This window comes from Streptomyces sp. NPDC127197 (assembly GCF_042672405.1).
In the GTDB taxonomy this organism is placed as follows: Bacteria; Actinomycetota; Actinomycetes; order Streptomycetales; family Streptomycetaceae; genus Streptomyces; species Streptomyces flavusporus.
In genome coordinates this window covers 81,082-106,055 of the sequence record NZ_JBHXVG010000008.1, presented here as the reverse complement: position 1 = coordinate 106,055, position 24,974 = coordinate 81,082, and the positions used below count along the sequence as shown (strand labels likewise).

Annotated in this window: 25 protein-coding genes; 12 read left to right on the top strand and 13 right to left on the bottom strand. The window is 71.3% G+C overall.

Translation table 11 applies throughout. The features are described 5' to 3' along the window. Window positions 1-8 precede the first annotated feature (8 nt). The 3 genes from ACFVJQ_RS15165 to ACFVJQ_RS15155 are packed head-to-tail and all read left to right on the top strand — an operon-like array spanning window position 9 to window position 3,605. A complete protein-coding gene (locus ACFVJQ_RS15165) occupies window positions 9-1,292 on the top strand; it encodes a hypothetical protein (protein ID WP_385784009.1) in 1,284 nt (427 codons plus the stop codon). Further along, window positions 1,289-2,866, top strand: a complete 1,578-nt coding sequence (locus ACFVJQ_RS15160; protein WP_385784006.1) for a substrate-binding domain-containing protein — start codon at window positions 1,289-1,291, stop codon at window positions 2,864-2,866. Before ACFVJQ_RS15165 ends, ACFVJQ_RS15160 begins: the two co-directional genes overlap by 4 nt. Then, window positions 2,853-3,605 carry a hypothetical protein gene (locus tag ACFVJQ_RS15155; RefSeq protein WP_385784003.1) on the top strand — a complete coding sequence of 251 codons (753 nt, stop codon included), beginning with the start codon at window positions 2,853-2,855 and terminating at the stop codon, window positions 3,603-3,605. The genes ACFVJQ_RS15160 and ACFVJQ_RS15155 overlap by 14 nt, the downstream gene beginning before the upstream one ends. A gap of 4 nt (window positions 3,606-3,609) precedes the next feature. Here ACFVJQ_RS15155 and ACFVJQ_RS15150 read toward each other — a convergent pair whose 3' ends face one another. From ACFVJQ_RS15150 to ACFVJQ_RS15110, 9 genes are all read right to left on the bottom strand, one after another. After that, entirely contained in the window at window positions 3,610-4,620 is a 1,011-nt protein-coding gene (locus tag ACFVJQ_RS15150; protein WP_385784000.1) for an LLM class F420-dependent oxidoreductase, read from the bottom strand. A 98-nt stretch (window positions 4,621-4,718) separates the two neighbouring features. Next, entirely contained in the window at window positions 4,719-5,546 is an 828-nt protein-coding gene (locus tag ACFVJQ_RS15145) for a hypothetical protein (RefSeq protein WP_385783997.1), read from the bottom strand. Between the two features lie 157 nt (window positions 5,547-5,703). Beyond that, window positions 5,704-6,648, bottom strand: coding sequence for an N-acetylmuramoyl-L-alanine amidase (locus ACFVJQ_RS15140; RefSeq protein ID WP_385511985.1), 945 nt, complete (start codon window positions 6,646-6,648; stop codon window positions 5,704-5,706). A gap of 102 nt (window positions 6,649-6,750) precedes the next feature. Continuing rightward, complete coding sequence (locus ACFVJQ_RS15135; RefSeq protein WP_385511984.1) at window positions 6,751-7,401, bottom strand: class I SAM-dependent methyltransferase; 651 nt, start codon at window positions 7,399-7,401, stop codon at window positions 6,751-6,753. Window positions 7,402-7,497: 96 nt separating this feature from the next. After that, the gene (locus tag ACFVJQ_RS15130; RefSeq protein WP_385783993.1) at window positions 7,498-8,646 is read right to left on the bottom strand and encodes a sialidase family protein; all 1,149 of its coding nucleotides are present in this window, start codon (window positions 8,644-8,646) and stop codon (window positions 7,498-7,500) included. Beyond that, the gene (locus ACFVJQ_RS15125) at window positions 8,634-9,161 is read right to left on the bottom strand and encodes an RICIN domain-containing protein (protein ID WP_385783990.1); all 528 of its coding nucleotides are present in this window, start codon (window positions 9,159-9,161) and stop codon (window positions 8,634-8,636) included. The genes ACFVJQ_RS15130 and ACFVJQ_RS15125 overlap by 13 nt, the downstream gene beginning before the upstream one ends. Window positions 9,162-9,168: 7 nt before the next feature. After that, a complete protein-coding gene (locus ACFVJQ_RS15120; protein WP_385511979.1) occupies window positions 9,169-9,666 on the bottom strand; it encodes an RICIN domain-containing protein in 498 nt (165 codons plus the stop codon). Window positions 9,667-9,792: 126 nt separating this feature from the next. After that, window positions 9,793-10,776 (bottom strand): helix-turn-helix domain-containing protein, encoded by a 984-nt coding sequence (locus ACFVJQ_RS15115; RefSeq protein ID WP_385511977.1) that lies wholly within the window; start codon window positions 10,774-10,776, stop codon window positions 9,793-9,795. Window positions 10,777-10,928: 152 nt separating this feature from the next. After that, window positions 10,929-12,668: an MFS transporter gene (locus ACFVJQ_RS15110; RefSeq protein ID WP_385783986.1), complete on the bottom strand. Its 1,740-nt coding sequence runs from the start codon at window positions 12,666-12,668 to the stop codon at window positions 10,929-10,931. 136 nt (window positions 12,669-12,804) lie between these two features. Here ACFVJQ_RS15110 and ACFVJQ_RS15105 point away from each other — a divergent pair, with 136 nt between their 5' ends. The 6 genes from ACFVJQ_RS15105 to ACFVJQ_RS15080 all read left to right on the top strand — a co-directional run bounded on the left by ACFVJQ_RS15105 (window position 12,805) and on the right by ACFVJQ_RS15080 (window position 18,781). Next, the gene (locus tag ACFVJQ_RS15105) at window positions 12,805-14,238 is read left to right on the top strand and encodes an MFS transporter (protein ID WP_385783983.1); all 1,434 of its coding nucleotides are present in this window, start codon (window positions 12,805-12,807) and stop codon (window positions 14,236-14,238) included. 51 nt (window positions 14,239-14,289) lie between these two features. Continuing rightward, window positions 14,290-14,829 (top strand): SigE family RNA polymerase sigma factor, encoded by a 540-nt coding sequence (locus ACFVJQ_RS15100; RefSeq protein ID WP_385783980.1) that lies wholly within the window; start codon window positions 14,290-14,292, stop codon window positions 14,827-14,829. Beyond that, on the top strand, window positions 14,829-15,662 hold the full coding sequence (locus tag ACFVJQ_RS15095) for a hypothetical protein (protein ID WP_385783977.1): 834 nt from the start codon (window positions 14,829-14,831) through the stop codon (window positions 15,660-15,662). The genes ACFVJQ_RS15100 and ACFVJQ_RS15095 overlap by 1 nt, the downstream gene beginning before the upstream one ends. A 185-nt stretch (window positions 15,663-15,847) precedes the next feature. Continuing rightward, on the top strand, window positions 15,848-16,708 hold the full coding sequence (locus ACFVJQ_RS15090; protein WP_385511969.1) for a MaoC/PaaZ C-terminal domain-containing protein: 861 nt from the start codon (window positions 15,848-15,850) through the stop codon (window positions 16,706-16,708). A 38-nt stretch (window positions 16,709-16,746) separates the two neighbouring features. Beyond that, window positions 16,747-17,823, top strand: coding sequence for a Zn-dependent alcohol dehydrogenase (locus tag ACFVJQ_RS15085; protein WP_385511967.1), 1,077 nt, complete (start codon window positions 16,747-16,749; stop codon window positions 17,821-17,823). Window positions 17,824-17,848: 25 nt separating this feature from the next. After that, complete coding sequence (locus ACFVJQ_RS15080) at window positions 17,849-18,781, top strand: 3-oxoacyl-ACP reductase (protein ID WP_385511965.1); 933 nt, start codon at window positions 17,849-17,851, stop codon at window positions 18,779-18,781. Window positions 18,782-18,858: 77 nt separating this feature from the next. Here the strand turns inward: ACFVJQ_RS15080 and ACFVJQ_RS15075 are convergent, their stop codons facing one another. Both ACFVJQ_RS15075 and ACFVJQ_RS15070 read right to left on the bottom strand, forming a co-directional pair. Then, window positions 18,859-19,017, bottom strand: coding sequence for a hypothetical protein (locus ACFVJQ_RS15075; RefSeq protein WP_385511964.1), 159 nt, complete (start codon window positions 19,015-19,017; stop codon window positions 18,859-18,861). A 104-nt stretch (window positions 19,018-19,121) separates the two neighbouring features. Continuing rightward, window positions 19,122-20,321, bottom strand: a complete 1,200-nt coding sequence (locus ACFVJQ_RS15070; RefSeq protein ID WP_385511962.1) for a hypothetical protein — start codon at window positions 20,319-20,321, stop codon at window positions 19,122-19,124. Between the two features lie 187 nt (window positions 20,322-20,508). On the opposite strand from ACFVJQ_RS15070, the gene ACFVJQ_RS15065 reads away from it, so the two are divergent. The 3 genes from ACFVJQ_RS15065 to ACFVJQ_RS15055 are packed head-to-tail and all read left to right on the top strand — an operon-like array spanning window position 20,509 to window position 23,414. Beyond that, on the top strand, window positions 20,509-21,360 hold the full coding sequence (locus tag ACFVJQ_RS15065; protein ID WP_385511960.1) for a Nif3-like dinuclear metal center hexameric protein: 852 nt from the start codon (window positions 20,509-20,511) through the stop codon (window positions 21,358-21,360). Beyond that, a complete protein-coding gene (locus tag ACFVJQ_RS15060; RefSeq protein WP_385512076.1) occupies window positions 21,357-22,100 on the top strand; it encodes a zinc ribbon domain-containing protein in 744 nt (247 codons plus the stop codon). Before ACFVJQ_RS15065 ends, ACFVJQ_RS15060 begins: the two co-directional genes overlap by 4 nt. Before the next feature lie 12 nt (window positions 22,101-22,112). Continuing rightward, on the top strand, window positions 22,113-23,414 hold the full coding sequence (locus ACFVJQ_RS15055) for a bifunctional RNase H/acid phosphatase (RefSeq protein ID WP_385783971.1): 1,302 nt from the start codon (window positions 22,113-22,115) through the stop codon (window positions 23,412-23,414). A gap of 21 nt (window positions 23,415-23,435) precedes the next feature. On the opposite strand, the gene eda is transcribed toward ACFVJQ_RS15055, so the two are convergent. Together eda and yaaA are read right to left on the bottom strand one after the other, a co-directional pair. Then, complete coding sequence (gene eda / locus ACFVJQ_RS15050) at window positions 23,436-24,050, bottom strand: bifunctional 4-hydroxy-2-oxoglutarate aldolase/2-dehydro-3-deoxy-phosphogluconate aldolase (RefSeq protein WP_385511956.1); 615 nt, start codon at window positions 24,048-24,050, stop codon at window positions 23,436-23,438. A gap of 68 nt (window positions 24,051-24,118) precedes the next feature. Then, on the bottom strand, window positions 24,119-24,901 hold the full coding sequence (gene yaaA, locus ACFVJQ_RS15045; RefSeq protein ID WP_385511954.1) for a peroxide stress protein YaaA: 783 nt from the start codon (window positions 24,899-24,901) through the stop codon (window positions 24,119-24,121). Window positions 24,902-24,974 lie beyond the last annotated feature (73 nt).

Genomic DNA, 24,974 nt, shown 5'->3' with positions numbered 1-24,974 from the left:
GAGGGCCGTTGTCCGACGACAGAACATCCACGACCGAGGAACCGAGACTCACCACCCGCCGAACCACGCACCGCCGCGTCCCGCGTCTCGTCGTCGCCGCGCTGCCGCTCGCCCTCGCCGGTCTGCTGTCCCTGCTGATCTCGGGCAACGCGCTCCGGCCGTTCGAACGCATCACGGTCATCGAGTCGCGTATGGCCTCCAAGTCCGACTACTTCAGAGACCCCGAAGTCGAACAGCTGTTACTCAAGCACGGCATCCGCGTGGACATCCGCCGCCTCGGCTCCCGTGGCATCGCCACCCGGTCCCTGAAGGGCCTGGACGTGGTCTTCCCGTCCGGCCAGCCCGCGGCGAAGCTGATCCTGGACCGGCCGGACGACACCGGCCAGACAGTGCGCCCCTTCGTCTCCCCGCTGGCCCTCGGCAGCTTCCGCGACTATGCGGAGACCCTGGTGAAGGCGGGCGTGGCGGAGCGGCAGGGCGGGGATCGGAAAACGCTCTACTACGACCTCGACATGGAAAAGTTCATGACCCTGCTCGACGGCGTGGACGACCCGCACCCCAGGGACGGAAAGGGCAGGACGGCGGACACCTGGAACGGCATCGGCTACGACGACGTCGCCCGCGACAACCGCAGCAACAGCGGCAGCGTCCTGGTGCGTACGTCCAACGTCTGCGAGTCCAACTCCGCCGGCACCTATCTGAGCATGCTCGCCTTCGTCGCCAACGACGAGAAGACCCCCGGCTCGAACCATCCCAACAACCCCGCGCGCGCCAAGGAGGAAGTGAACCGGATCGCCGCGGAGATCAAACCCCTCGTCACCCTGCAGGGCATGTGGGCCGACGAGCAGGCCGACAGCTACTTCTCCGCCCTCGGTGAGTCCCTGGCCCCCATCGCCCTGATCTACGAGCACCAGTTCCTGGCCCACCAGATCGCCCACCACGCCAAGCACGGCGGGCAGGACACCGACCGCGTCCTGCTCTACCCCAAGCCGTACGCGCTCACCGAGCCGCAGCTCATCTCCCTGAGCCCGAAGGGCGACCGGCTGGTCGAGCTGATCGAGGAAGACGAGGACCTGCGCCAGCGGGCCCTGGAACTGGGCTTCCGTATCCGCGTCTCCGGCGAGGACAGCGCCAGCGCGGACCTGGACAAGTACCTGCGCGACCACGGCATCCAGGTGCCGGTCCCCAACCCGAACCAGACCAAGGCGCTCGAACCCGGCCTGCAGGTCCTCGACGACATCATCAACTACGTCGGAGACTGCCCGCCGCCCAACCCGGACGACGTCACATGACCCGGCTCGTACGCGCCCTGACCGCCTCGCTCACCCTGGCCCTCCTCGCCGGCCTCACCACCTCCTGCACGCGGAACGAGGACCCGGTCACCCTGCGCGTCCTCGCCAGCCCCGAACTCGCCGACGTGGCGCCGCTGCTGGACGAACTGGAGGAGGACACGGGGGTCGAGCTGGAGATGGAGTACGAGGCCAACACGGACCTCGAAGGGCAGTATCCGGGCGGCCCGGCGTACGACCTGGCGTGGCTCGCCTCGGACCGCTCCTTCCTGCTGCGCGTCCAGGACTCCGAGGGCCGTCTGCCCCGGCCCGAGTCCACCCCGATCATGCGCTCCCCGGTCGTCGTCGGTCTCGAACCCGACGTCGCCGAGAAGCTGAGCGAGGCCGCCCCCGAGGGCCGGATCTCGTGGGCGGACGTGGCGGACGCCGCCGCCGACGGCACCGTACGGTTCGGGATGGCCGATCCTCGGCGCAGCGACACCGGCCGCGCCGCGCTCGTCGGGGTCGCCACCGCCGCCGCCGGCACCGGACGGGCGCTGCGCGAGGAGGACGTCTCCTGCGACCGGCTGCGGGGCTTCCGCTCCGGTCAGACCCTCTCCGCGGCCAGCTCCCGGGACCTGATCGCCGCCTATCGGAGCAAGCCCGGCGGCACCAACGCGCTGATCGCACACGAGGCCGAGCTGCTGTCGCTGAACGCCGGCGACCGGCGGGGCGAGCTCCTGCAGATCGTGCACCCCGACGACGGCATGGTGCTCTCCGACTTCCCGCTGCTGCTGCTCGACCAGGACCAGCGGTCGGCGTACGGCAGGGTGGTGGACTGGCTGCTGAGCGCCGACACCCAGCGCAAGCTCATGGAGCGGACCTTCCGGCGTCCGGTCAACCAGGACGTCGAGCCTTCCGAGCCGCTGCGCACGGACGTCGGCAACGCGCTCTCCTTCCCCGACAGCCTCTCCATCGTCGAGCAGCTGATCACCGACTACGGCGACCCCCGGAGCCGCACCGCCGACCAGGTCGTCTTCGTCCTCGACTTCTCGACGTCGATGCGCGGCGATCGCATGGCCGACCTGCGCGCCGCCTTCGCCGGACTCAGCGGCACCGACGACACCTCCACCGGCAAGTTCGCCCGCTTCTACCGCGGCGAACGCCTCACGGTCGTCCGGTTCGGCGGCCGCATCCTGGAGGAGCGCACCGTGACCGTGCGCGGCGACGCCGATCTGCGCACCCTCGACCAGCTGGTCGCCGACGGCGGTTACGACGACGCCACCGCCGTCTGGACCGCCCTCGACCGCGGCTACCGCATCGCCACCGCCGCCGTACGCGACGAGCCCGCACGGCCCGTCGCGATCGTGCTGATGACCGACGGCGAGAACAACGCGGGCATCACCTACGAGGAGTTCCTGCGCCGCCACGACTCCCTCGGCAGCGACGCGAAGGCGGTGCCCACCTTCCCCGTCCATTTCGGAGAGGCCGACGCGGCAGCCCTGAAACGCGCCGCCGCCGCGACCGGCGGCCGCATGGTCGACGCGAACCTCTCCTCCCTCTCCGACGCGTTCAAGGAGATCCGTGGGTGTCATTGACAGTCAGTGGTGGGGCCTGTGGTGGCCGTGGCTGCTCGTCTGGGCCGGCACGGCGGTCTGCCTGGCCATCGTGCTCGGGTACGGGTGGCAGCGCCTGCGCCGGCGGCGCAGGCGCGGCGGGACGCACCTCGACATGTGCTTCTACCTGCACAAGCAGCGAGTCATGGACATCTACGAGGTCGGCGGCTTCGCCCAGTCGCTGAGCCAGGAGGTCGCCCACCGGCTCCAGGTGCAGAACGACTTCGGGCTGTGGGGCAAGCTCTTCTTCTGGACGGGCAAGGCGCAACGGGGCGTCACCAAGGAGCAGGTCACCACCTACCTCCGGGAGGCCAACCCCATGAACGTGATCGGCGTGGTCATGGACGCCATGCGCAAGGAGGACCGCGTGGTGGACGCCGACCTCATCGAGGGCGACCTCGTCCTCAACCGGGAGAGCTCCGAGCGGCTGAGCAGCAGATACCCCGACGGCCGGATCCCTCTGAGCGCCCTGGGACTGGCGTACGTCTCGGTCACCGGCGGATTCACCGCGAAACGTGAGGAGAACGGCGTACTGCTGAGAGCCTCGTACGGCACCGGCGCACACGTGGAGATCATGTGCTTCGAGTCCCAGGGTCGTGGCGACTTCCGCGAGGAGCACTACTACACGGGGAAGTTCACGGCCCGCTGCCTGGGCAAGGTACTGGCCTGGGACGAGACGAAGGAGAGGCTGACCCTCGACCCGGTCGCCATCTTCCGCTGAACAGCTAGGAGTTGAGCTCCGCGAGCACCCGAAGCGTGTGCGGGTCGGGAGCCAGGACCAGCAGGTCGGTCACCGGTCCCTTGCGCCACAACTCCAGCCGCTGCGCGATGCGTTCGCGCGGGCCGACGAGGGAGATCTCGTCCGCGAACGCGTCGGGCACCGCCCGTACGGCCTCCTCCCGACGGCCGGCGAGGAACAGCTCCTGGATCCGCCGGGCCTCCTCCTCGTACCCCATGCGCGCCATCAGATCGGCGTGGAAATTGCGCTTGGCGTGGCCCATCCCGCCGATGTAGAAGCCGAGCATCGCCTTGACCGGCAGCAACCCCTCGGCGACGTCGGCGCACACCTGCGCCCTGGCCATGGGGGCGACGAGGAAGCCCTCGGGAGCACCGGCGAGGGAGGCCTCGTACACCTCGGTCCGCAGTGGCGACCAGTACAACGGCAGCCAGCCGTCGGCGATCCGGGCCGTCTGCGCGATGTTCTTCGGCCCCTCCGCGCCCAGCAGAACCGGCAGATCGGGTCTGAGGGGGTGGGTGATCGGCTTCAGCGGCTTGCCGAGGCCGGTGGCGTCCGGGCCGCGGTACGGGTGGGGGTGGAACCGTCCGTCGAGTTCGACGGGGGCGTGCCGCTCGAGGACCTGCCGTACGACGTCGACGTACTCCCGGGTCGCGGTCAGCGGCGAGGACGGGAACGGCCGCCCGTACCAGCCCTCCACCACCTGCGGCCCCGACAGCCCGAGGCCGAGCGTCATGCGCCCGCCGGAGAGATGGTCGAGGGTGAGCGCGTGCATGGCGGTGGTGGTCGGCGACCGGGCCGCCATCTGGGCAACCGCCGTGCCCAGCCTGATGGTCGAGGTGTGAGCGGCGATCCAGGTGAGCGGCGTGAACGCGTCCGAGCCCCAGGACTCCGCCGTCCACACCGAGTCGTACCCGAGCCGCTCCGCCTCCCGCGCCAGCGCCACATGGTCGGGGGAAGGGCCGCGACCCCAGTATCCGAGCGCGAGACCGAGCCGCATACCGCCTCCTGACGATGTGTCAGTTTCCCGAGGGGCGACTGTACGACAACGGCCCCCCGCCCGGAAGGGCGAGGGGCCGTGCGGCTACGGGCTCGACGTCAGCCGCGCTGGATACCGGTCGTGTCCTGCAGGACACCCCGGCGGCCGTCCTGCGTCTGCGCGACCAGCGCCGGACCGCGCTGCTCGACGGCCAGGTACCAGGTACCCGGGGCGAGTTCGGCGATGGGGGTCGGCGAACCGTCCTCCGGGAACAGCGGCCGCGGCACCGGCACCGCGAACCAGAACGGGGAGAAGTCCCCGGCCGGCGGCTGCGGCTGCTGGGGCTGCTGGGGCTGAGCGCCGTAGGGCTGACCGGGCTGACCCGGCTGCGGCTGCCCGCCGTATCCGGCGGGCTGCTGGGCGCCCGGGTAGCCGTAACCACCCTGCGGCTGACCGCCGTAGGGCTGCGGGGCGGCGGGGCGCGGGGCCGGGAGGAGGGCACCCTTGAGGGCGGGGACCAGGGGGGTGGCTACGGCGGCGGCGGCCATGAGCAGGGTGGCGACGAGGGCGAGGATCAGGCCCGTGCCGGCGTCGGGGCCGTCGGAGGAGTCACCGCCGAAGTTGTTGGCGGCGCTCGCTGGATCGAAGACGTTGCCGAGCGCGCTCCATGCGGCGAACACCGTGAAGGCGACGCCGAACTGGCCGAGGTCGAGCCCTGCGACCTTCGGGGCCTGCGGCAGCCCGCGGCCGACGACGACGAGCGCGGCGCCGATGAGACCCGCCAGTACGACGCTCATCAGCACCGGGCCGCTGCCCCACAGGCTGGGCATGTCCAAGCCGTCCGGAGCGCCGTCGGACGAGTAGAAGTCGAGGAACGACGCGATGAACAGCAACACCGCTGCTCCGATCACCACGCCGTCGCCCCGAGTGAGGGAGCGGATATTCACTTCAAAGGTCCTTCGTAGGTCGTCTCGTCGGTAGAGGCGTCGCTGTCACCATGTCGCCGTCAGGCCCCGGTGTGAAGCGCGGGGGTGGCCCCTCATCGTACGGATGACACTATCGTCCGTACGATCGCGCTGTCCGCCGGGATCAGCCCGCCGATGACTACCCGCGCAGGAAACTTACGATTCCGTCAGAGATCCCTTGCGCCGCCTTCTGCCTCCACGCGCCGCTGGTCAGCAGTGCCGCGTCCTTGCTATCGCGCATGTTGCCGCACTCGAGGAACACCTTGGGAACCGTTGACAGATTGAGACCGCCCAGGTCCTGACGCGTGACGAGACCGGTGCCGTTGCCGACGTAGTTGGACGGCGCGCTGCCGGTGACGCGTACGAAGCTTCCCGCGATGCGCTCGCCGAGGTCGCGGGACGGCCCGACGATCGGCCGGGTGTCGGCGGCGCCCTTGTGGACGGACGCCGGAAGGATGACGTGGAACCCGCGGTTCCCGGCGCCGGACCCGTCCGCGTGGATGGACACGACGGCGTCGGCTTTCGCAGCGTTCCCGATCTTTGCCCGCTCGTCGATGCAGGGGCCGTACGGCCGGTCGCCGTCCTGGGTCAGCTTCACCGTGGCGCCCTGCTGTTGCAGCAGTGTGCGCAGGCGGTGGGCGACGTCCAGGGTGAACTTTGCCTCCGTGTACCCGGAGCTGGTGGAGGTGCCCGTAGTGTCGCACTCCTTCCAGTTCGTACCAATGTGCACCTTGCGGTTGATATCGGCCGTGTGCTGGAAGTTGCCCGGGTTGTGACCGGGGTCGATGACGACGACCTTGCCCTTGAGGGGACTGGCGGCCGAGGGCGTCGGGGAGGCGCTCGGCTCCTTGGCGTCGGAGGCCGGCGCATCGGTCGGGGAGGCGGGCGAGGAGGGATGTGCGCTCGCCGAGGCCCCGGACGCCTGTCCCGGCGTACCGCCGGAGCCCCCGGAGTCACCCACCGCCTCGTACACCAGCCACCCGAGCAGCGCGCCCGGTACCAGCGCCGCGACGGCGACGGTCAGTGCCCCGCGGCGGGGGCGGCGGGGCTGGAGGTCATCGAATTCGGGGCCTCGGTACGACACGTCTGCCACCCTAGCTGCCGGTCACGCCACCCCACGGCCCGTGTGCGGCCCAATGGGTGGTGGCCTGCGCCGTTCGGCTGGCGAACCCCTTCGCGGGACCGCTCAGATCCCCGCCCCCGTGCGCCGCAGCACCCGCAGCGAGTCGGTGGCCGAGACCTCCGTGAAGGCGCCGGAGGCGAGGGCGCGGAGGTAGACGCGGTACGGGGCCTGGCCGGTGAACTCGTCCGCCGGGTCGGGGAACACGTCGTGGATGATCAGCAGACCGCCCTCGGCGACATGCGGCGCCCAGCCCTCGTAGTCTGCGGTCGCGTGCTCGTCGGTGTGGCCGCCGTCGATGAAGACGAGGGCGAGGGGGGAGTTCCAGAACCGCGCGATCTGCGGGGAGCGGCCGACCAGGGCGACCACGTGCTCCTCCAGTCCCGCCCGGTGCAGCGTGCGGCGGAACGTGGGCAGCGTGTCCATCAGGCCGAGCTCGGGGTCGACCGTCTCCGGGTCGTGGTAGTCCCAGCCGGGCTGCTGCTCCTCGCTGCCGCGGTGGTGGTCGACGGTGAGCGCGGTCACGCCGGCGGCGCGGGCGGCGTCTGCGAGGAGGATGGTGGAGCGGCCGCAGTACGTGCCGACCTCGAGGAGCGGCAGTCCGAGCCGTGCGGCCTCCACCGCCGCCGTGTACAGCGCCAGCCCCTCCCCGACGGGCATGAACCCCTTCGCCGCCTCGAACGCGGCGAGGATCTCGGGCTTGGGTGCCGCGGTCATGGGCAGGAGCCTTCCGGTCGTACGTACGTCTGGGCGCCCCATGCTGCCGTACCCCCCTGGCGACGGGCGACAGGGGGGTACGGCGGCGGTGATGGATCAGGGTGCGTCGGAGATGTCCAGCTTGTTCACCTTGATGCGGGAGGTGTCGAACTCCCAGGCGACATAGAACTTGCCCGGGGCGTACTCGTCGGCCATCGGGTACGTGTCCCAGCCCGCGCCCGTGGTGCCCTGCTGATCGGGGTCCTTGTCGGCCGTCGCGCCGTTGGCGAAGAACTTGCCGGCGCTCCATGCGGCGCCGGGGCGCTTGGTCTTGTAGTTGAGGACGTCACGGTTCGTGGCGGTGTTGTAGATGGACAGGTACTGGCCGTTGCTGTCCTTGATGAACTGAACCTTGGAGTTGAGGCTCGGCAGGTTGGTGTCGAGCGTGAAGGGCGTCCAGGTCAGACCGCCGTCGGAACTCGTGGCCGTCGCCGCGCGGGTCTGGGTGCCGATGCTGCGGGCGACCATGACCAGCTTGTTCGGGTCGTCCTGCGAGACGGCGATCTGGGGTTCGGCGGCGTCGAGGTTGTTCGGGTCCGGCACGATGCCGCCGGCCGTCCAGGTCTTCAGGTCCGAGGAGATCAGCACGCCGTTCTGGCGGCCCGAGGCCCAGAACGGGATGACGTGCTTGCCGTTGGCCAGCTGGACCGGGCGGCCGGCGAAGATGAGGTTCGCGAGTCCCTCGTCGGCGGTCGTGTCCGGGAGGTCGAGCGGCATGGTGACGGGGTAGTTCTGCCAGGTGTGACCCTCGTCGGTGCTGCGCTTGACCACGATGGCGTCGATCGGGAGGCCGGAGTTGTTGGTGTCCGACGACTTGGTCCGGCCGAGGTAGGCGAAGAGTTCGTTGCCCGTCTGGTAGAGGACGACGAAGTGCCAGGAGTATTCGCTGGTGTCCTGGGCGAGGACCTGGGGGTGACTCCACTTCGTGCCGCCGTCGGTGGTGTACGCGTACCGGATGTAGCCGTGGTCGACCTGGCCCGGGACGATGCCCTCCCGCCAGGCCACGACCGCGTTGTTCGCGCTGGTGGCGATGATGTCGGGGGTGCGGGGGCCGTCGCCCTCGGTGGCCGTGTTGATGTGGGCGCTCGACTCGCCCGACGTGCCCTCGGCGGAAGCCGGGCCCGGCAGGAGAAGGCCGGTCAGGACGGCGAGGACCAGTGCGGTCAGGAGTACGGGCAGGGCCCGCTTGCGGGTCACCACAGCCATTGCTGGTCCTTGTTCGTGTCGCTGCAGCCCCACTGGATGGCCTCCGTGCCGACGGTCGTGCTGGTGTTGGGGATGGCGAGGCACAGGCCGGTCTTCGCGTTCCTCAGCCGCTCGGTGCCGTCGTGGACCCAGACCTGTTCGTCGCCTTGCTCGGTGCCGCAGCCCCACTGGATGGCCTTGACGCCGGGGGTCGTGCTCCCGTTGGGGATGGCCAGGCACTTGCCGCTCGCCTTGTTGACGACGTGGTAGCCGCCGCCGGTCATCGGCTGGAGCGACCAGTAGTTGCTGTCGCTGTAGCTGCAGGTCCACTGGACCATCACGGTGCCGTTGGTCGTGCCGGCGCCCGGGTTGGCCAGACAGAAGCCGGTGCCCTGGTTGTAGAGGCGGGCGTTGACCGCGGCCTCGGCTGCCTCGGCTGTCGACGCCGAGCCGGTCAGTGACGAGCCCGTCAGCACGGACGCGCCTATGAGGGCGGTGGCCGCCAGAGTGACGGCCGCCTTTCTGCGCAGATGCATCACGGAGTCACCAGCGCCACAGCTGATCGGCGTTCAGGGAGCACGTCCACTGGATGGCCTCGGCACCGTTGGCCGTACTGCTACCGGGGATCGCCAGACATCTGTCGCTCTTCACGTTCCGCAGGCGCTGGATGCTGTCGTAGATCCAGAGCTGCTCCGGGCCGCCGCTGCACTCCCACTGAATCGCCTGGGTGCCATTGACCGTGGTGCCGTTGGGGATGGCGAGGCACTTGTCGCTGTTGAGGTTCCTGACGAGGAAGCGATCGCCGTTGCCGCCCTCAACAGGCTGCAGTGCCCACTGCTGTTCGCTGTCGCCGCTGCACTCCCACTGGATCAGGCCGGTGCCATTGGCCTTGCTGGCGTGGGGGACGGCCAGGCACTTGACGCTGCGGCCGTTGAGGAGCGTCTTGTAGCCGGTCGCGGCGTTGGCCGGAGTGGAGAAGGCCAGCGCGCAGACGGCCGCGGCGGCCACCGCGGAGACCCGAGTGATCATTTTGATGGACATGGAGGTCAGAGAGCCTTTCTGTATGCGTCATTCGTCATTGCATCCGTCAGCAACTGCCTGATCAGGATGCGAGTTGATCGTTGAGACTGTCGTTAGCTGTGAGTCCACTGAGACTTGGCGGTGCGTCTACTCCCGCACGGCGAGCGCCTGAAGCCGGTACTCCTTGGGTGACATCCCGTACGCGGCGCGGAAGGCGCGGGTGAAGTCGGAGGCGCGGGGCAGGCCCCACCGGGTGGCGATGGTGTGGATCGGCGCCGTGCGCAGGGCCGGGTCCGCCAAGTCGCGGCGGGCGCCCTCCAGTCGTCGTCGGCGGATGCAGGCCGCGACTGTCTCCCCCTGTGCCGCCTCCTGGAAGAGGCGGTGCAGGTAGCTGAGCGAGATGTGGTGTGCGGCGGCGATGACGGGCGGTGTCAGATTCGGGTCGTGCAGGTTCTGCTGGATGAACGCCTGGATGCGAGCGGTCAGGGCGCACTGCCGGGTCTCCGGCGGCAGGGCGTCCTCCGTCTCCAGCACGTTGGCGATCCAGGCCGACAGCAGGTCGAGGAGGACCGTCCCCAGGCGCGGTGCGTCGGACGGCCGCAGGGCGTCGGCCTGCCGGTCCAGGCCGGTGAGGAAGCCCGTCAGCAGAGCGCCGATTCCCTCCCGCCCGGACAGCCGTCTGCCCAACAGCTCCCGGTGGGGCGGCACATGCATCAGTGCCTTGGGGACCTCCACGCCTACCCCCGTGCAGGCGCGGCGTTCGCCGTCGCTGTACGACTGCACATCGCCCGGCCGTGAGCTGTCGGCCAGGTACAGGTCGCCGGGGCCGTACGTGTCGTACCGTCCGTCGTGGTCGACGGCCAGCCCTCCGTCGAGCACCAGCCTCAGGTGGTACAGCTCGGGGTCGGACTGCCGCACCATTTTCGCGTTCCGGCGGAACCGCGACGGAAGGAACGACGTCGGCCACACCGTCACCGGCCCCAGCTGCAACAGCCGTTGCTCCGCCCAGTAGTCGGCGGCGTGGTCACTGGTGAGGTCGGCGGGTGCGACGGTTCGGCCGACGCGCTCTCGCCAGAGGTCGAACCTGTCCTCCGCGGGCACGTCCTCGCTCCGGAACAGCGTCCCGATCATCCCACCCCGCCCCTCCCGCCCCTGAACCCCCGTCAGGCGCGTGCCGCTGATCTCCGGTCACACGGAGATCGCAGAGATGGATGGTGCGGGGGGAAACCCTTCTGGTCGTGAACGCCAGGTGGATTCGAGGGGAAGAGATCTCCTCGGATTGCTCAGAGCGCGGAGACCGTCCCGCCCGGCAGCGAAAGGTCCACATCGACCGCGCGGTCGTCGCCCGCGTGGGTCGCGGACGAGGCGAGCGGGCCGTGGCCGGTGGCCTTCGCTGCCAGGACGTACGCGCCCTGGGCGGGGACCGCGAGGGCGTAACTGCCGTCCTCCGCGGAGAGCGTCGCGCCCGCCTGACGCCCCCGCCGGTCGATCAGCGTCACCTTCGCGCGGGCGACCGGAGTGCCCTCGGCGTCGAGGACGCGGCCGCGGAAGCCGCGCAGGACCTCCTCGGCGCGGGCGAGGTTGGCGTCCTCCTCGCTGCTGGCCCGCAGTTGGGGTGCGCGGTTCGGCTTCGGCAGGAACAGGGCCAGCAGCAGGCCGACGGCGACGGCGCCGGTCGCGATCAGGAAGGAGACGCGGAAGCCGTGCATGGTCGGGATCTCCACGCCGTTCACGGTGTTCGCCGTGTTGGCCAGCACCATGCCGATGACGGCGCTGGAGACGGACGTACCGATGGAACGCATCAGCGTGTTGAGGCCGTTCGCCGCGCCCGTCTCCGAGGCCGGGACCGCGCCGACGATCAGCGCGGGCAGGGAGGAGTAGGCGAGGCCGATGCCCGCGCCCAGGAGGACGGCGATGACGAGGGACTGCCAGGCGGCGCTCATCAGACCGAGGCCGGCGCCGTAGCCGATGGCGATGATCGACAGGCCCAGGATCAGGGTGAACTTGGGGCCGTACTTCGCGGAGAGTCGGGCGTAGACGGGTGCCGTGAACATCATCGTCAGGCCCAGCGGGGCGACCAGCAGGCCCGCGACGACCATCGACTGGCCGAGGCCGTAGCCGGTGCTGGTGGGGAGCTGGAGGAGCTGGGGGAGGACGAGGGAGACGACGTAGAAGGAGACGCCGACCATGATCGAGGCGAGGTTGGTGAACAGCACCGCGGGGCGGGCGGTGGTGCGCAGGTCCACGAGGGGGGCCGCGGTGCGCAGCTCGTAGACGCCCCACAGGAGCAGGACGACGGCGGACGCGGCGAACAGGCCCAGCGTGGTGGCGGAGGTCCAGCCCCAGTCGCTGCCCTTGGTGATCGGCAGCAGGAAGAGGACCAGGCCGGTGGAGAGACCGAGCGCGCCCGGCAGGTCGAAGGAGCCCTCGGCACGCATCGGGGACTCGGGTACGGCGAGCAGGGTGAGGACGATGGCCAGGACGCCGAGGCCGGCGGCGCCGTAGAAGAGGGTGTGCCAGTCGGTGTTCTGGGCGACCAGGGCCGCGGCCGGCAGTGCGAGTCCGCCGCCGACGCCGATCGAGGAGCTCATCAGCGCCATCGCCGAGCCGAGCTTCTCGCGGGGCAGCATGTCGCGCATCAGGCCGATGCCGAGCGGGATCGCGCCCATCGCGAAGCCCTGGAGCGTACGGCCGACGATCATCGGGAGCAGGGCGCTGGTGACGGCGCTGACCAGCGCGCCGACCACCATCACGGAGAGGCTGAGGATCAGCATCCGCCGCTTGCCGAACAGGTCGCCGAGGCGGCCCATGATCGGCGTGGCCACCGCTCCGGAGAGAAGCGTCGAGGTCAGGACCCAGGTGGCGTCGCTGGGCGCGGTGTCCAGCAGCTGCGGCAGATCCTTGATGACCGGGACGAGCAGGGTCTGCATCACGGCGACAACGATGCCCGCGAAGGCGAGTACGGGGACCACGGCCCCCTTGGCCGTTCTTCCGGTGGGCTGCTCGTTCGTCGTACGTGTCATGTGTAGCTTGAACTCGGTGCGCCTGAGCAACTATTCCGATGCTTTGGCCCGCTAACGAATTCTTGACCTTCTCTTGGGACGGCCGGAGAGGCCTAGGGCGAAATCCCGATGCCAGGAGTGTTCCTCGGTTGAGACCATGACGGGCATGCTCGAAGCCGCTGACGCCACCCAAGCGCCCCGTCGTACCGCGCCGCCGACGTGGCTGGTGGTGGCGCTCGCGTGCGCGGGGCAGTTCCTCGTCGTGCTCGACGTGTCCGTGGTGAACACGGCGCTGCCGTCGATGCGGACCGGCCTCGGGCTGAGCGAGCAGGGGCTGCAATGGGTGGTGAACGCCTACGCCATCGCCTTCGCCGGGTTCATGCTGCTCGGCGGCCGGGCCGGCGACCTCTACGGGCGCAAGCGGATGTTCCTCCTCGGGCTCGGGCTGTTCACGCTGGCCTCGCTGGGCGGCGGGCTCGCCCAGGACGACTGGCAGCTGCTGCTCGCGCGGGCGGTGCAGGGGCTCGGCGCGGCCGTGCTGGCGCCGTCCACGCTGACGATCCTCACCTCGGCGGTGCCGGAGGGTGCGGCCCGGGCGCGGGCCATAGCCACCTGGACCGCGGTGGGTGCGGGCGGCGGCGCCGTGGGCGGACTGGTCGGCGGGGTGCTGGTCGAGATCCTGTCCTGGCGCTGGGTGCTGCTGATCAACGTGCCGATCGGCATGGTGGTGCTGTTCGGGGCCGCCCGCTACCTGCCCGAGAGCCGCGCCGGGGACGGGCGCCGGCTCGATCTGCCGGGCGCGGTGCTGGTGACGGCGGGGCTCGCGACCGTGGCGTACGGGATCTCGCAGACGGAGGCCGAGGGCTGGACGGCGCCGGCCACGCTGGTGCCGCTGGTCGCCGGGCTCGCCATGATCGGGCTCTTCCTCGCCGTCGAGGCGCGGACGACGGCGCCGCTGATGCCGCTCGGACTGCTCGCGCGGCGCTCGGTGTCCTCGGCGAACGTGTCGATGTTCCTGTGCGGCTCCGCGATGTTCTGCATGTGGTTCTTCATGACGCTGTACGCGCAGAACGTGCTGGGCTACACGCCGCTGGAGGCCGGTCTCGCGCTGGTGCCGAGCTCGCTCGCCGTGGTCGTCGGCTCCAAGCTCGCACCCCGGTTCATGCCGCGACTCGGGGCCCGCAACCTCGCGGCGCTCGGCACCGTCGTGGCGGCCGTCGGCTTCGGCTGGCAGTCGACGATGGGCGTGGACGGCTCCTACCTCACGGCGATCATGTTCCCCGGGGTCCTGATGATGCTCGGCGCGGGTCTGACGGCGACACCGCTGGCCGCGCTGGCCACGTCGGGGGCGCCGCCGCAGGAAGCCGGTCTGGTGTCCGGACTGGTCAACACATCCCGCACGATGGGCGGTTCACTGGGTCTCGCGGTCATGTCGACGATCGCGGCGGCGCGGACGGAGGGAAGCTCCGGCGGTACGGCGCGGGCGCTGACGGAAGGGTACGCCCTGGTGTTCCGCACGGGTGCCGGGGTGCTGGTGGCCGGGACGCTGCTGATGCTGCTGTGGCTGCCGCGGAAAATCTCGACGGAGTGAGGCAACGGTCCGGGTGGCTCATGGACTCCTTCAATCATCTAGGAGGTGCCCATGGGGGAACGGACACAGGCTCGGGACGCGGAGTTCCAGAGCTTCGTCACCAGCCGCTGGCCGCGGCTGATGCGCACGGCATTTCTCCTCACGGGGGAGCAGCACGCCGCGGAGGACCTGGTCCAGTCGACGCTCGAACAGGTCTATGTGGCCTGGCGCAGGGTCGGCTCGGCCGACGAACCGGAGGCGTACGTAAGGCGCGTGATGATCAACGCTCACGCGCGCAAGCACCGCAGGCGGCTCAGGGAGTTCCTGGCGCCGAAGGACGACTCGGGCCTGGTGCGCGAGGTGGCCGACACCGGTGACCGCATCGCCCAGGCCGACGACCGCAACACCCTGCTGAAGGCGCTCGCCCAACTGCCGCCCCGGCAGCGGGAGGCGGTGGTCCTGCGCTACTGGGAGGACCTGACCGAGACACAGACGGCGGAGGCGATGGGCTGTTCCGTCGGCGCGGTGAAGAGCAACGCGGCCAAGGGGATCGCGAAGCTGCGCGCCATACCGGGTCTGGCGGAGACGGTGACGTACGGAGGGCGGAAGTGATGAGCGCGGACCGGGAGACGAACCTCGACATGACGCACAGGGACATCGCCCTCCTGCTGGCCGAGGCGGCGGACGAGGTCGAGATCGGCATAGCCCCTACGCAGGCGGTGATCCGGGGCGGCCGTCGGCGCAGGGCGCGGCGGTGGGCGGCGGCTGCCGTCACGGCGCTGGTGATCGGGGGGTCCACGGGGGCGTTGGCGGTTGCGGGGGTGCCGGGCGAGGACGGCAACAGGGGGGCGGCGGTGGCGACGACGCCGTCCGTGTCGGCCGACCTGCTCAAGCCCCGGTCGACCGCTCTGGCGGTCGGAAGGGAGGAGGGCACGGAATGGAGCGTGACCCTGGACCTGTGGACGGCGCCGCAGGACGAGCAGCAGGCGCGGGCCCAGCTGGAGGCGATGGACGAGTACGGCATGCGGCCCAACGGCGTCGACACGGCGTCCGATCTCGTCGGCAGGAGCACGTACTTCGTGGGCATGACCTTCGGGGGTGCCTACTCGGAGATCATGCAGAACGCCTTCGACGAGACCTCGCAGGACCCGACCCTCGTCACCGCCGCTGTCCCCCTGGACCCGGACACCAGTGGCCCGGACCGTCTGGTGGTCGGCCAGGTGGCTAAGGGGGCCGTCGGCATCAGCTGCACGTGGAAGGACGGCACGAGCACCGAGTTCCGCAGGGCGGACGCAGGCAGGACGGTGGGCACCGACGAAGCCGCGATCACTTCCGTCGAGGGCTCCCCGGTCGACTGGTTCGTGTGTCTGGCGCCGAAGGGTAAGGCCTACGAGTCGGCGAGGGTCATGGTGCCCCCGCTGCCGAGCGGGGCCCAGAAGTCCTGAGGGGACCAGGGGATCCCGAGCTCCCCTGGAAAGCTGACACCACGTCAGGAGCCTTCACAAGTGCGGAGTGCTCGGCTATAACGAGGGCGCCGGACTGGAACGCGTTCTAGAACGGCCCGTGACGACCTCGGTGCGGCCGACGGTGCGGACGGCCGTACCGGGGTCTTGGAGACGACAGGAGCCCCATGCCCATCGACGCAGCCAAGGCGCTCGCCGCCGAACCCCGGACCGGCGAGATCACCTGGGACCAGAAGGACGTCCAGCTCTACCACCTCGGCATCGGCGCCGGCGTCCCCGCCACCGACCCCGACGAGCTGCGCTACACCCTGGAGTCCCGGCTGCATGTGCTGCCCAGTTTCGCCACCGTCGCGGGCGCGGGCTCGCCCGGCGTGATCAGCAGCCTGTCCATGCCGGGTGTCGACGTCGACCTCGCCCGCGTCCTGCACGGCGGTCAGGCACTGCGGATCCACCGGCCGATCCCGGTGCGGGGAACCGCCACCGCCACCGGCCGTATCGCTGCCGTGTACGACAAGGGCAAGGCCGCCGTCCTCGTCATGCGCACCGAAGTCGCCGACGTCGACGGGCCGTTGTGGACCAACGACGCGCAGATCTTCGTACGAGGGGAGGGCGGGTGGGGTGGCGACCGCGGGCCGTCCGCGCGCCTCGAACCCCCGACCGGCGCGCCGGACCGTACCGTCGAGCGGCACATCCGCGAGGACCAGGCCCTGCTCTACCGCCTCTCCGGCGACTACAACCCCCTGCACGCCGACCCCGAGTTCGCCAAGGTCGCCGGGTTCGAGCGGCCCATCCTGCACGGGCTGTGCACCTACGGCATGACACTCAAGGCGGTCGTCGACACGCTGCTCGGCGGTGATGTGACCCGGGTGCGCTCGTACACCACGCGGTTCGCCGGGGTCGTGTATCCCGGCGAGACGCTGCGCATCCGCATGTGGCGGCAGGAGGCGGCAGCGGTCCGGGTGGCCGTGAGCGCGGTCGAGCGGGGTGACGTGCCCGTTCTCGCCGACACCATCGTCGAGCACTCGTGAAGCACTCTTCGTGAAGCACTCCTGAGGGGAGCCGCACCATGCGCGCAGCCGTACTGCACGAGATAGGTCAGGACAAGCTGGAGGTCCTCGACGACGTCGAGGCGGTGGGGTTCGGCCCCGGCAAGGTGCGCATCCGGGTGCGGGCGACCGGGCTGTGCCACTCGGACCTGTCGGCGATGAACGGCGTACTGCCGCAGCCGGCGCCCTTCGTGCCGGGGCACGAAGGGGCCGGCGAGATCCTCGAAGTGGGCGAGGGAGTGCGCCATCTCCGAGCAGGCGACCGGGTCGTCGTCTGCTGGCTGCCCGCCTGCGGCGCCTGCCCCGCCTGCCGCCGCGGACAGACCGAACTGTGCCTGGCCGGGTTCATGAACGCGGGCACCCCCAACTACAAACGCTCCGGCGGGGACCTCTTCGGCTTCGCGGGCACCGGCACCTTCGCCGAGGAGGTCGTGGTCGACGCCGGCTGCGCGGTGCCGATCCCCGACGACGTGCCCTTCGACATCGCCGCCCTCATCGGCTGCGGGGTGACCACCGGGCTGGGCGCCGCCCTCAACACGGCCGACGTGGAGGCGGGTTCGTCGGTCGCCGTCATCGGCTGCGGCGGCGTCGGTATCTCCGCGATCCAGGGCGCGCGGCTGCGGGGCGCCGCCGAGATCGTCGCCGTCGACCCGGTGCCGGCCCGCCGCGAGGCCGCGCTGAAGTTCGGGGCCGGCCGGGCGGTCTCACCGGACGAGCTGCCCGACGTCAAGCAGCAGGTCACCGGCGGCGAGGGCTTCGACTACGTCTTCGAGGTCGTCGGCAGGTCGGCCACCGCCCGCACGGCGTACGAGAACACCCGGCGCGGCGGCACCCTCGTCGTCGTCGGCGCCGGGGCCATGGACGACTTCCTCCAGCTCAACATGTTCGAGCTGTTCTTCGACGAGAAGCGGATCCTGCCCTCGATGTACGGCGGCGGAGACGTCCTGCGCTCCTACGAGCGGACCATCGCCCTCTGGCGCGCCGGCCGTATCGACCTGGCCGGACTGATCACCCACCGGGTGCCGCTCACCGAGATCAACGAGGCCCTCGACCAGATGCGCACCGGCACCGCGCTGCGTACCTGCATCGAGATCTGAGCCGAACCCGAGCCGAAGGGGCCTCATGTCACTGCCACTCGAGGGACTGTCCGCGATCGTCACCGGCGCCGGACGCGGGCTCGGCCGGGCCGAGGCGCTGGAACTCGCCCGGCTCGGCGCCGCCGTCGTCGTCAACGACTTCGGACAGCCGGGGCGGGACGGCACCGGGGAAGCGTCCGCCGGACCCGCCGAGGAGGTCGTCGCCGAGATCCGGGCGGCGGGCGGCACGGCCGTCGCGCACACCGGGGACGTCGCCGACTTCCAACAGGCGAATCAATTGGTCGAGTTGGCGATCGGCACGTTCGGAAAGCTGGATGTCCTGGTCAACAACGCGGGCATCCTGCGCGACCGCATGGTCTTCTCCATGGCGGAGGACGAGTGGGACTCGGTCATCCGGGTCCACCTCAAGGGCCACTTCAACACCACCCGGTTCGCGGCCGCGCACTGGCGCGAGCGGTCCAAGGCGGCGGGCGGGCCGGTGTTCGGGCGGATCGTGAACACCTCCTCGGAGGCGTTCCTGGCCGGTTCCGCGGGACAGCCCAACTACGCGGCGGCCAAGGGCGGAATCGTCGGCCTGACCACCTCCACGGCCCTCGCGCTCGCCAAGTACGGCGTGACGGCCAACGCCATCTGCCCGCGCGCCCGCACCCGGATGACCGAGGACGTGTTCCAACCGGCGGGCACCGACGGCCTCGACCCGCTCGCCCCCGAGCATGTCGCCCCGCTCGTCGGCTATCTGGCCTCGCCGGCCGCCGCGCGGATCAACGGGCAGCTGCTCGTCGTGCACGGCGGCATGGTGGCCGTCGTCGAACGGCCGCGGGTGCGGGCGCAGTTCGACAGCAAGCAGGACACCTTCACGTACGACGAACTCGACGCGCTGCTTACGCCCCACTACGCGGACCGGCCGCAGGGGGAGACGTTTGCGGCGGTGGAGGTGCTGGGGCTGAAACGGGGGTAGGGCGTGGAAGGGCTGCATGGAAAGGCCCCGCTCACCGTGAGGTGAACGGGGCCGTACCCAAGCCGATTGACGTGCCGTCAGGCCGCCGTCTCGGACTGCTGCTCCACCGGCTTGCGGTGCCGTCCGCGAGGAGCCGACTCGGTGTCGTGCGTTGAGACCGGACCCCGGTGCCGGCCGTGGCCGGAGGGCTCCTGGCGGTCGGCGGGCAGCGGCTGGGACGTGCTGGCGTCGCTCATCGGAAGAATTCACCCCGTCAACATGATCTTTCAAACAGCCGGGCGAGTTTAACCGGGACACCTCGGGCCGAATCCAGGCGCACACGCCGACCGCCACTACTTCGTTACCTACTCGCCATACGCCCTGCCAGCGGCGCCTGCTGCAACGGCACCGGACGCGAGGCAACAGGTTCCGGAGGATCCGGTTCCGACGGCTCCGCGAAGGCGCGAGCCGCGCCGTCCGGGACCGGATCCCCCGGGCTCGTGTCCCCCGTGTCCGCGGGCGCCGGCGCCTCCCCGGGCACCGCCCACGCCGCCACACCGCACGGCACCGTCTCCGTGGCGTACGGAAGCCGCAGCACCCCGTCCCTCGTCCACAGCCCGGCACCCGCCAACCACCCCTCGGGCGCGGCCAGATGCCGTACGTGCCGGTCGGCGGGCCGCCACACCCCGACCCAACTGCCCGCCGGGCCGTCGATGCGCAGCCCCACCCCGCAGCTCTCCGGGGTCAGCACCTGCCCCGGCTCGATCGCGAACGGCGTCACCGCACAGTCGGCGGCCACCCGCAGGCACTCCGGGAACCGCACCGGCAGCGTGCTGCCCAGCACCCCCCAGCCCAGCCTGTCGCCGCCGCCCGGACAGGGCGCGTCGGAGCGGATGAGCAGCAGCCCGCTGTCGGGGTCGGCGAGCAGCAGCCGGTCGTCGCTGTCGGCGGCGATCTGCAGCAGCGGCGACACCTCGCCGTCCCGCCCCAGATCCACCACGACCGCCTTGGTCCGGCCGTCGGACTCCCGGTCCAGGGCCAGCATCCGCCCCGTCCGGTCCAGCCACACCCCGCCGGAGCAGCGCCCGGGGATCTCGGCGAGGTGCTCCGGCCCGAAGGCGCCGCCCGCCACCAGCCACACGGCACTGGAGAGCCGGCCGACAGCGAGGGCGTAGGCCCGGTCGCCGCCCGGCGCGGGCGGCAGCAGCCGCAGCCGGGTGCCGTCGTCGGGGCACTCGACCGCGCCGAGCGGGAGTTCGCCGGTGCCGGGCCCGGTCGGGTAGAGCAGGGAGAAGGTGTGCCGCCCGTCGGTGAGGCGGCGGATCAGCACCCGTCCGTCACCCATCGGCTGCACCTCCGTGCCGGGCTCCTCGGGCTGGTTGCCGGGCAGCGGCACGGCGTACGGCTCGGGTCCGTCCAGCGTCCAGCGCTCCGGGAACAAGGAGTCGCCGCTACGGGCGAGGCGTGCGGCGTACGAGCCGTCCACCGTGATCACGCAGCCCGCCGGCCGGGACCAGTCGTCGTGCTGGTCGGTGGCAGGCTCCGTCGCACAGGCCGTCATCGTTCGGTCACCTCCGGCGACGACGCTAGTTTTCGCACGCACAGACGTGGGACCACCCGACGACCGCTTCACACATAAGGGTGGCCGGGTGCCGGTTCGCCTGAGGTGAGGGGGGCCGGTGTGCTGGGCGGGATGTCGGCGGCGGCAGCGGTTCAGGCCGTGCGGATCAGCCAGGTAGCCTGTCCCCGTGCCCCGTCTGTCTGAAGTCATCGCCGCGTTGGAGACGCTGTGGCCCGCCGAGCGGGCCGAGTCCTGGGATGCGGTCGGCACCGTCGTGGGCGATCCGGACCAGGAGGTCTCCCGCGTCCTGTTCGCCGTCGACCCGGTGCAGGGGATCGTCGACGAGGCGGTGAAGCTGGGCGCCGACCTGCTGGTCACCCACCATCCGCTCTACCTGCGCGGTACGACGACGGTCGCGGCGAGCCACTTCAAGGGCCGCGTCGTGCACACCCTCATCAAGAACGACATCGCGCTGCACGTCGCCCACACCAACGCCGACACGGCGGACCCGGGCGTCAGCGACGCGCTGGCCGGGGCGCTGGACCTTCGTGTCGTACGACCCCTGGTGCCGGACCCGAGCGACCCCGACGGCCGCCGGGGCCTGGGCCGGGTCTGCGAACTGGACCATCCGCTGACCGTCCGCGAGCTCGCCGCGCGCGCCGCCCAGTGCCTGCCCGCCACCGCGCAGGGCATCCGCGTCGCCGGCGACCCCGAGGCGACCGTCCGCACGCTCGCCGTGAGCGGCGGATCCGGCGACAGCCTCTTCGACGACGTACGAGCGGCCGGCGTCGACGCCTTCCTCACCGCGGACCTGCGCCACCACCCGGCCTCAGAGGCCCGCGCCCACAGTCCCCTCGCGCTGCTCGACGCGGCGCACTGGGCCACCGAATGGCCCTGGTGCGAGCTGGCCGCCGCCCAGCTCGACGAGATCTCCGACCGCCACGGCTGGGACCTGCGCGTCCATGTCTCCAAGACGGTCACCGACCCCTGGACCGCCCACGCGGCCTCACCCGATTCGACAGCAGGAGCCCCCAACTGAACGCCGCGCCCGCCGACCAGATCCGACTCCTCGACGTCCAGGACCTCGACGTCCGCCTCCAGCAGCTGGCGCACAAGCGGAGGTCGCTCCCCGAGCACGCCGAGATCGAGTCGCTGACCAAGGACCTCACCCAGCTGCGCGACCTCCTCGTGGCCGCGCAGACCGAGGAGAGCGACTGCGCCCGCGAGCAGACCAAGGCCGAGCAGGACGTCGACCAGGTGCGCCAGCGCGCCGCCCGCGACCAGCAGCGCCTCGACTCCGGCGCCGTCACCTCGCCGAAGGACCTGGAGAACCTCCAGCACGAGATCGCCTCCCTCGCCAAGCGGCAGGGCGACCTGGAGGACGTCGTCCTGGAGGTCATGGAGCGCCGCGAGTCCGCGCAGGAGCGGGTGGGCGAGCTGACCGAGCGGGTCGCCTCCGTCCAGTCGAAGATCGACGACGCCACCGCCCGCCGGGACGCCGCGTTCGAGTCGCTGGACGGCGAGGCGGCCTCGGTCACCAAGGAGCGCGAGGTCATCGCGGGCTCCATCCCCGCCGACCTGCTGAAGCTCTACGACAAGCTGCGCGGGCAGCAGGGCGGCATCGGCGCGGCCAAGCTGTACCAGCGCACCTGCCAGGGCTGCCGCCAGGAGCTGGCCATCACCGAGCTGAACGAGATCCGCTCGGCCGCGCCCGACACGGTGATCCGCTGCGAGAACTGCCGCCGCATCCTGGTGCGCACCTCCGAGTCGGGGCTGTAAGGGGCGTACGGGGTGCAGGAGTTCATCGTCGAGGCCGACGGCGGTTCCCGGGGCAACCCGGGGCCCGCGGGCTACGGCGCCGTGGTGATCGACGCGGCGACCGGCGAGACGCTGGCGGAGGCTGCGGAGTACCTGGGCACCACGACGAACAACGTCGCCGAGTACCGCGGTCTGCTGGCCGGCCTGCGCGCCGCCCACACCCTCGACCCGACGGCCCGGGTGCACGTCCGGATGGACTCCAAGCTCGTCGTCGAGCAGATGTCGGGCCGCTGGAAGATCAAGCACCCCGACATGAAGCCGCTGGCCATGGAGGCGGGGCGGGTGTTTCCGCCCGGCCGGGTGACGTACGAGTGGATTCCGCGGGAGCAGAACAAGCAAGCGGACCGGTTGGCGAACGAGGCGATGGACGCGGGCGCCCGGGGCGAACAGTGGACGGCGTCGGCGGTCGCCCGGCCTGCGGTTCCCGAGCCGTCGGGCCCGCCGGGGGACGCGGTGGCGGGCGCGGCGAGAGTGCGCGCGGCGCTGGCGGACCGTTCTACGCCCTCTGCGGCCGAGGGTACGCCGGACCGTTCAACGGCTTCCCCCGCAGCGGAGACGCCGGACCGCGGTCATACGAAGACCGACGCCGACGTGCGTGCCGCGCGTGCCGTGGCCACGCCGACCGTCGGCTGGGGTGCCCCCGATCTCGGCGCCCCCGCCACCTTCGTGCTGCTGCGGCACGGCGAGACGCCGCTCACGCCGCAGAAGCGTTTCTCGGGCAGTGGCGGAACCGATCCCTCCCTCTCCGACGCCGGCCGGGAGCAGGCCGAGCGGGTGGCCGCGGCGCTGGCGAGGCGCGGGACGATCCAGGAGATCGTCGCCTCTCCCCTCGCCCGTACCCGCGAGACCGCCGGTGTCGTCGCCGCCCGCCTCGGCCTCGACGTCAGCTTCGACGACGGCCTGCGCGAGACCGACTTCGGCGCGTGGGAGGGGCTCACCTTCGCCGAGGTCCACGAGCGCTACCCGGACGACCTGAGCGCCTGGCTCGCCTCCCCGGACGCCGAACCGACCGGCGGCGGCGAGAGCTTCGCGGCGACCGCCACCCGGATCGCCGCCACCCGCGACAAGCTGGTCGCGGCGTACGCGGGCCGCACGGTCCTGCTGGTCACGCACGTCACGCCGATCAAGACGTTCGTACGGCTGGCCCTGGGCGCCCCGCCCGAGTCCCTGTTCCGTATGGAACTGTCGGCCGCGTCCCTGTCGGTGGTGGCGTACTACGCCGACGGCAACGCCAGCGTCCGCCTCCTCAACGACACGTCCCACCTGCGGCCCTAGGGCCTGTCCGCCGGACAGGCCCTAAAGCCCGGCCGCCTCCCGGGCCAGCTCCTCGATCCGCCCCCAGTCCCGCGCCGCCACCGCGTCCTCGGGAACCATCCAGCTCCCGCCCACGCAGCCGACGTTGGGCAGCGCCAGATACTCCGGGGCGGACGCGAGCCCGATCCCACCCGTCGGGCAGAACCGCGCCTGCGGCAGCGGCCCGGCGAGCGACTTCAGATACGCCGTACCGCCCGCGGCCTGCGCCGGGAAGAACTTCATCTCCCGCACGCCGCGCTCAAGCAGCGCTACAACCTCCGACGTGGTCGACACCCCCGGCAGAAACGGCACCCCGGACGCCGTCATCGCCTCCAGCAGTACGTCCGTCCAGCCCGGGCTCACCAGAAAGCGCGCCCCCGCCGCCACCGACTCCGTCACCTGAGCGGGCGTGATCACCGTGCCCGCCCCGACCACCGCGTCCGGCACCGCACCGGCGATCGCCCGGATCGCGTCCGGCGCGGCCGGCGTCCGCAGCGTCACCTCGATCGCGGGCAGCCCCCCGGCGACCAGCGCACGCGCCAGCGGCACGGCGTCGGCGGCGTCCCGGACGACGACCACGGGGACGACGGGAGCAAGGTCAAGAACAGAGACGGTCATGCAGGTCATCGTGCCCGGGGCATACAGCATGCGCAAAGACCGTTGCATATGCTGCAACGCGAGCATGCTCAATGGACCTCGTCCACCAGCACATCCAGCCCCCACGCCGTGCCCGCCTTCGCCGGAGGCTGCGCCTCCACCTCGTGCCCGAGGTCCCGCAGCGCCTCCACCAGCTCGGCAGGGTCCTTCGGCGCCGCCCCGGCGGACAGCAGGCTGCGGACGATCCGCCCCTTCGTCGCCTTGTTGAAGTGGCTGACCACCTTCCGGGTCGGCGCGTGCAGCACCCGCACGGTCGCCGTCCGCCCGGCGAGTTCGCCCTTCGGCCGCCACGCCGCCGCATATGCCGAGGACCGCAGGTCCAGCACCAGCCCGCTCCCGGCAGCCTCGGGCAGCGCGGCGGCCATCGGGGCACGCCAGTGCGCGCCCAGCGCGCCGAGCCCCGGCAGCTTCACGCCCATCGAGCAGCGGTAGGAGGGGATGCGGTCCGTCACCCGGACGGCGCCCCACAGACCGGAGAAGACCAGCAGGGAGCGTGCGGCACGCCGCTTGGCGGCCGGGTCGAGGGAGGCCAGGTCCAGGGCGTCGTACAGCACACCCGTGTAGATCTCCCCGGCGGGCCGTGCCCCGGCGGTGCGCAGCTCCGCGTTCTTGGCGGCCTCCCCGCGCAGTCCCTCGCTCAGCCCGAGCACCTCGCGTGCCTTGTCCTCGTCGCTCGCGCACAGCTCGACCAGCTCGTCGAGCACGGCCTCGCGGGCGGGGTTGAGCCCCGGCAGCGACAGCGACTCCGGCTTCAGCGGGGCGCCACGGCCGGAAGGAGCCTTGCCTTCCGAGGGCGGCAGCAGGACAAGCACGCGTACTCCTTACGTAGGACTCTGCACCAGAGGTTACGGCGTGCCACCTCGCCACCCCCGCCCTACGCTCGCT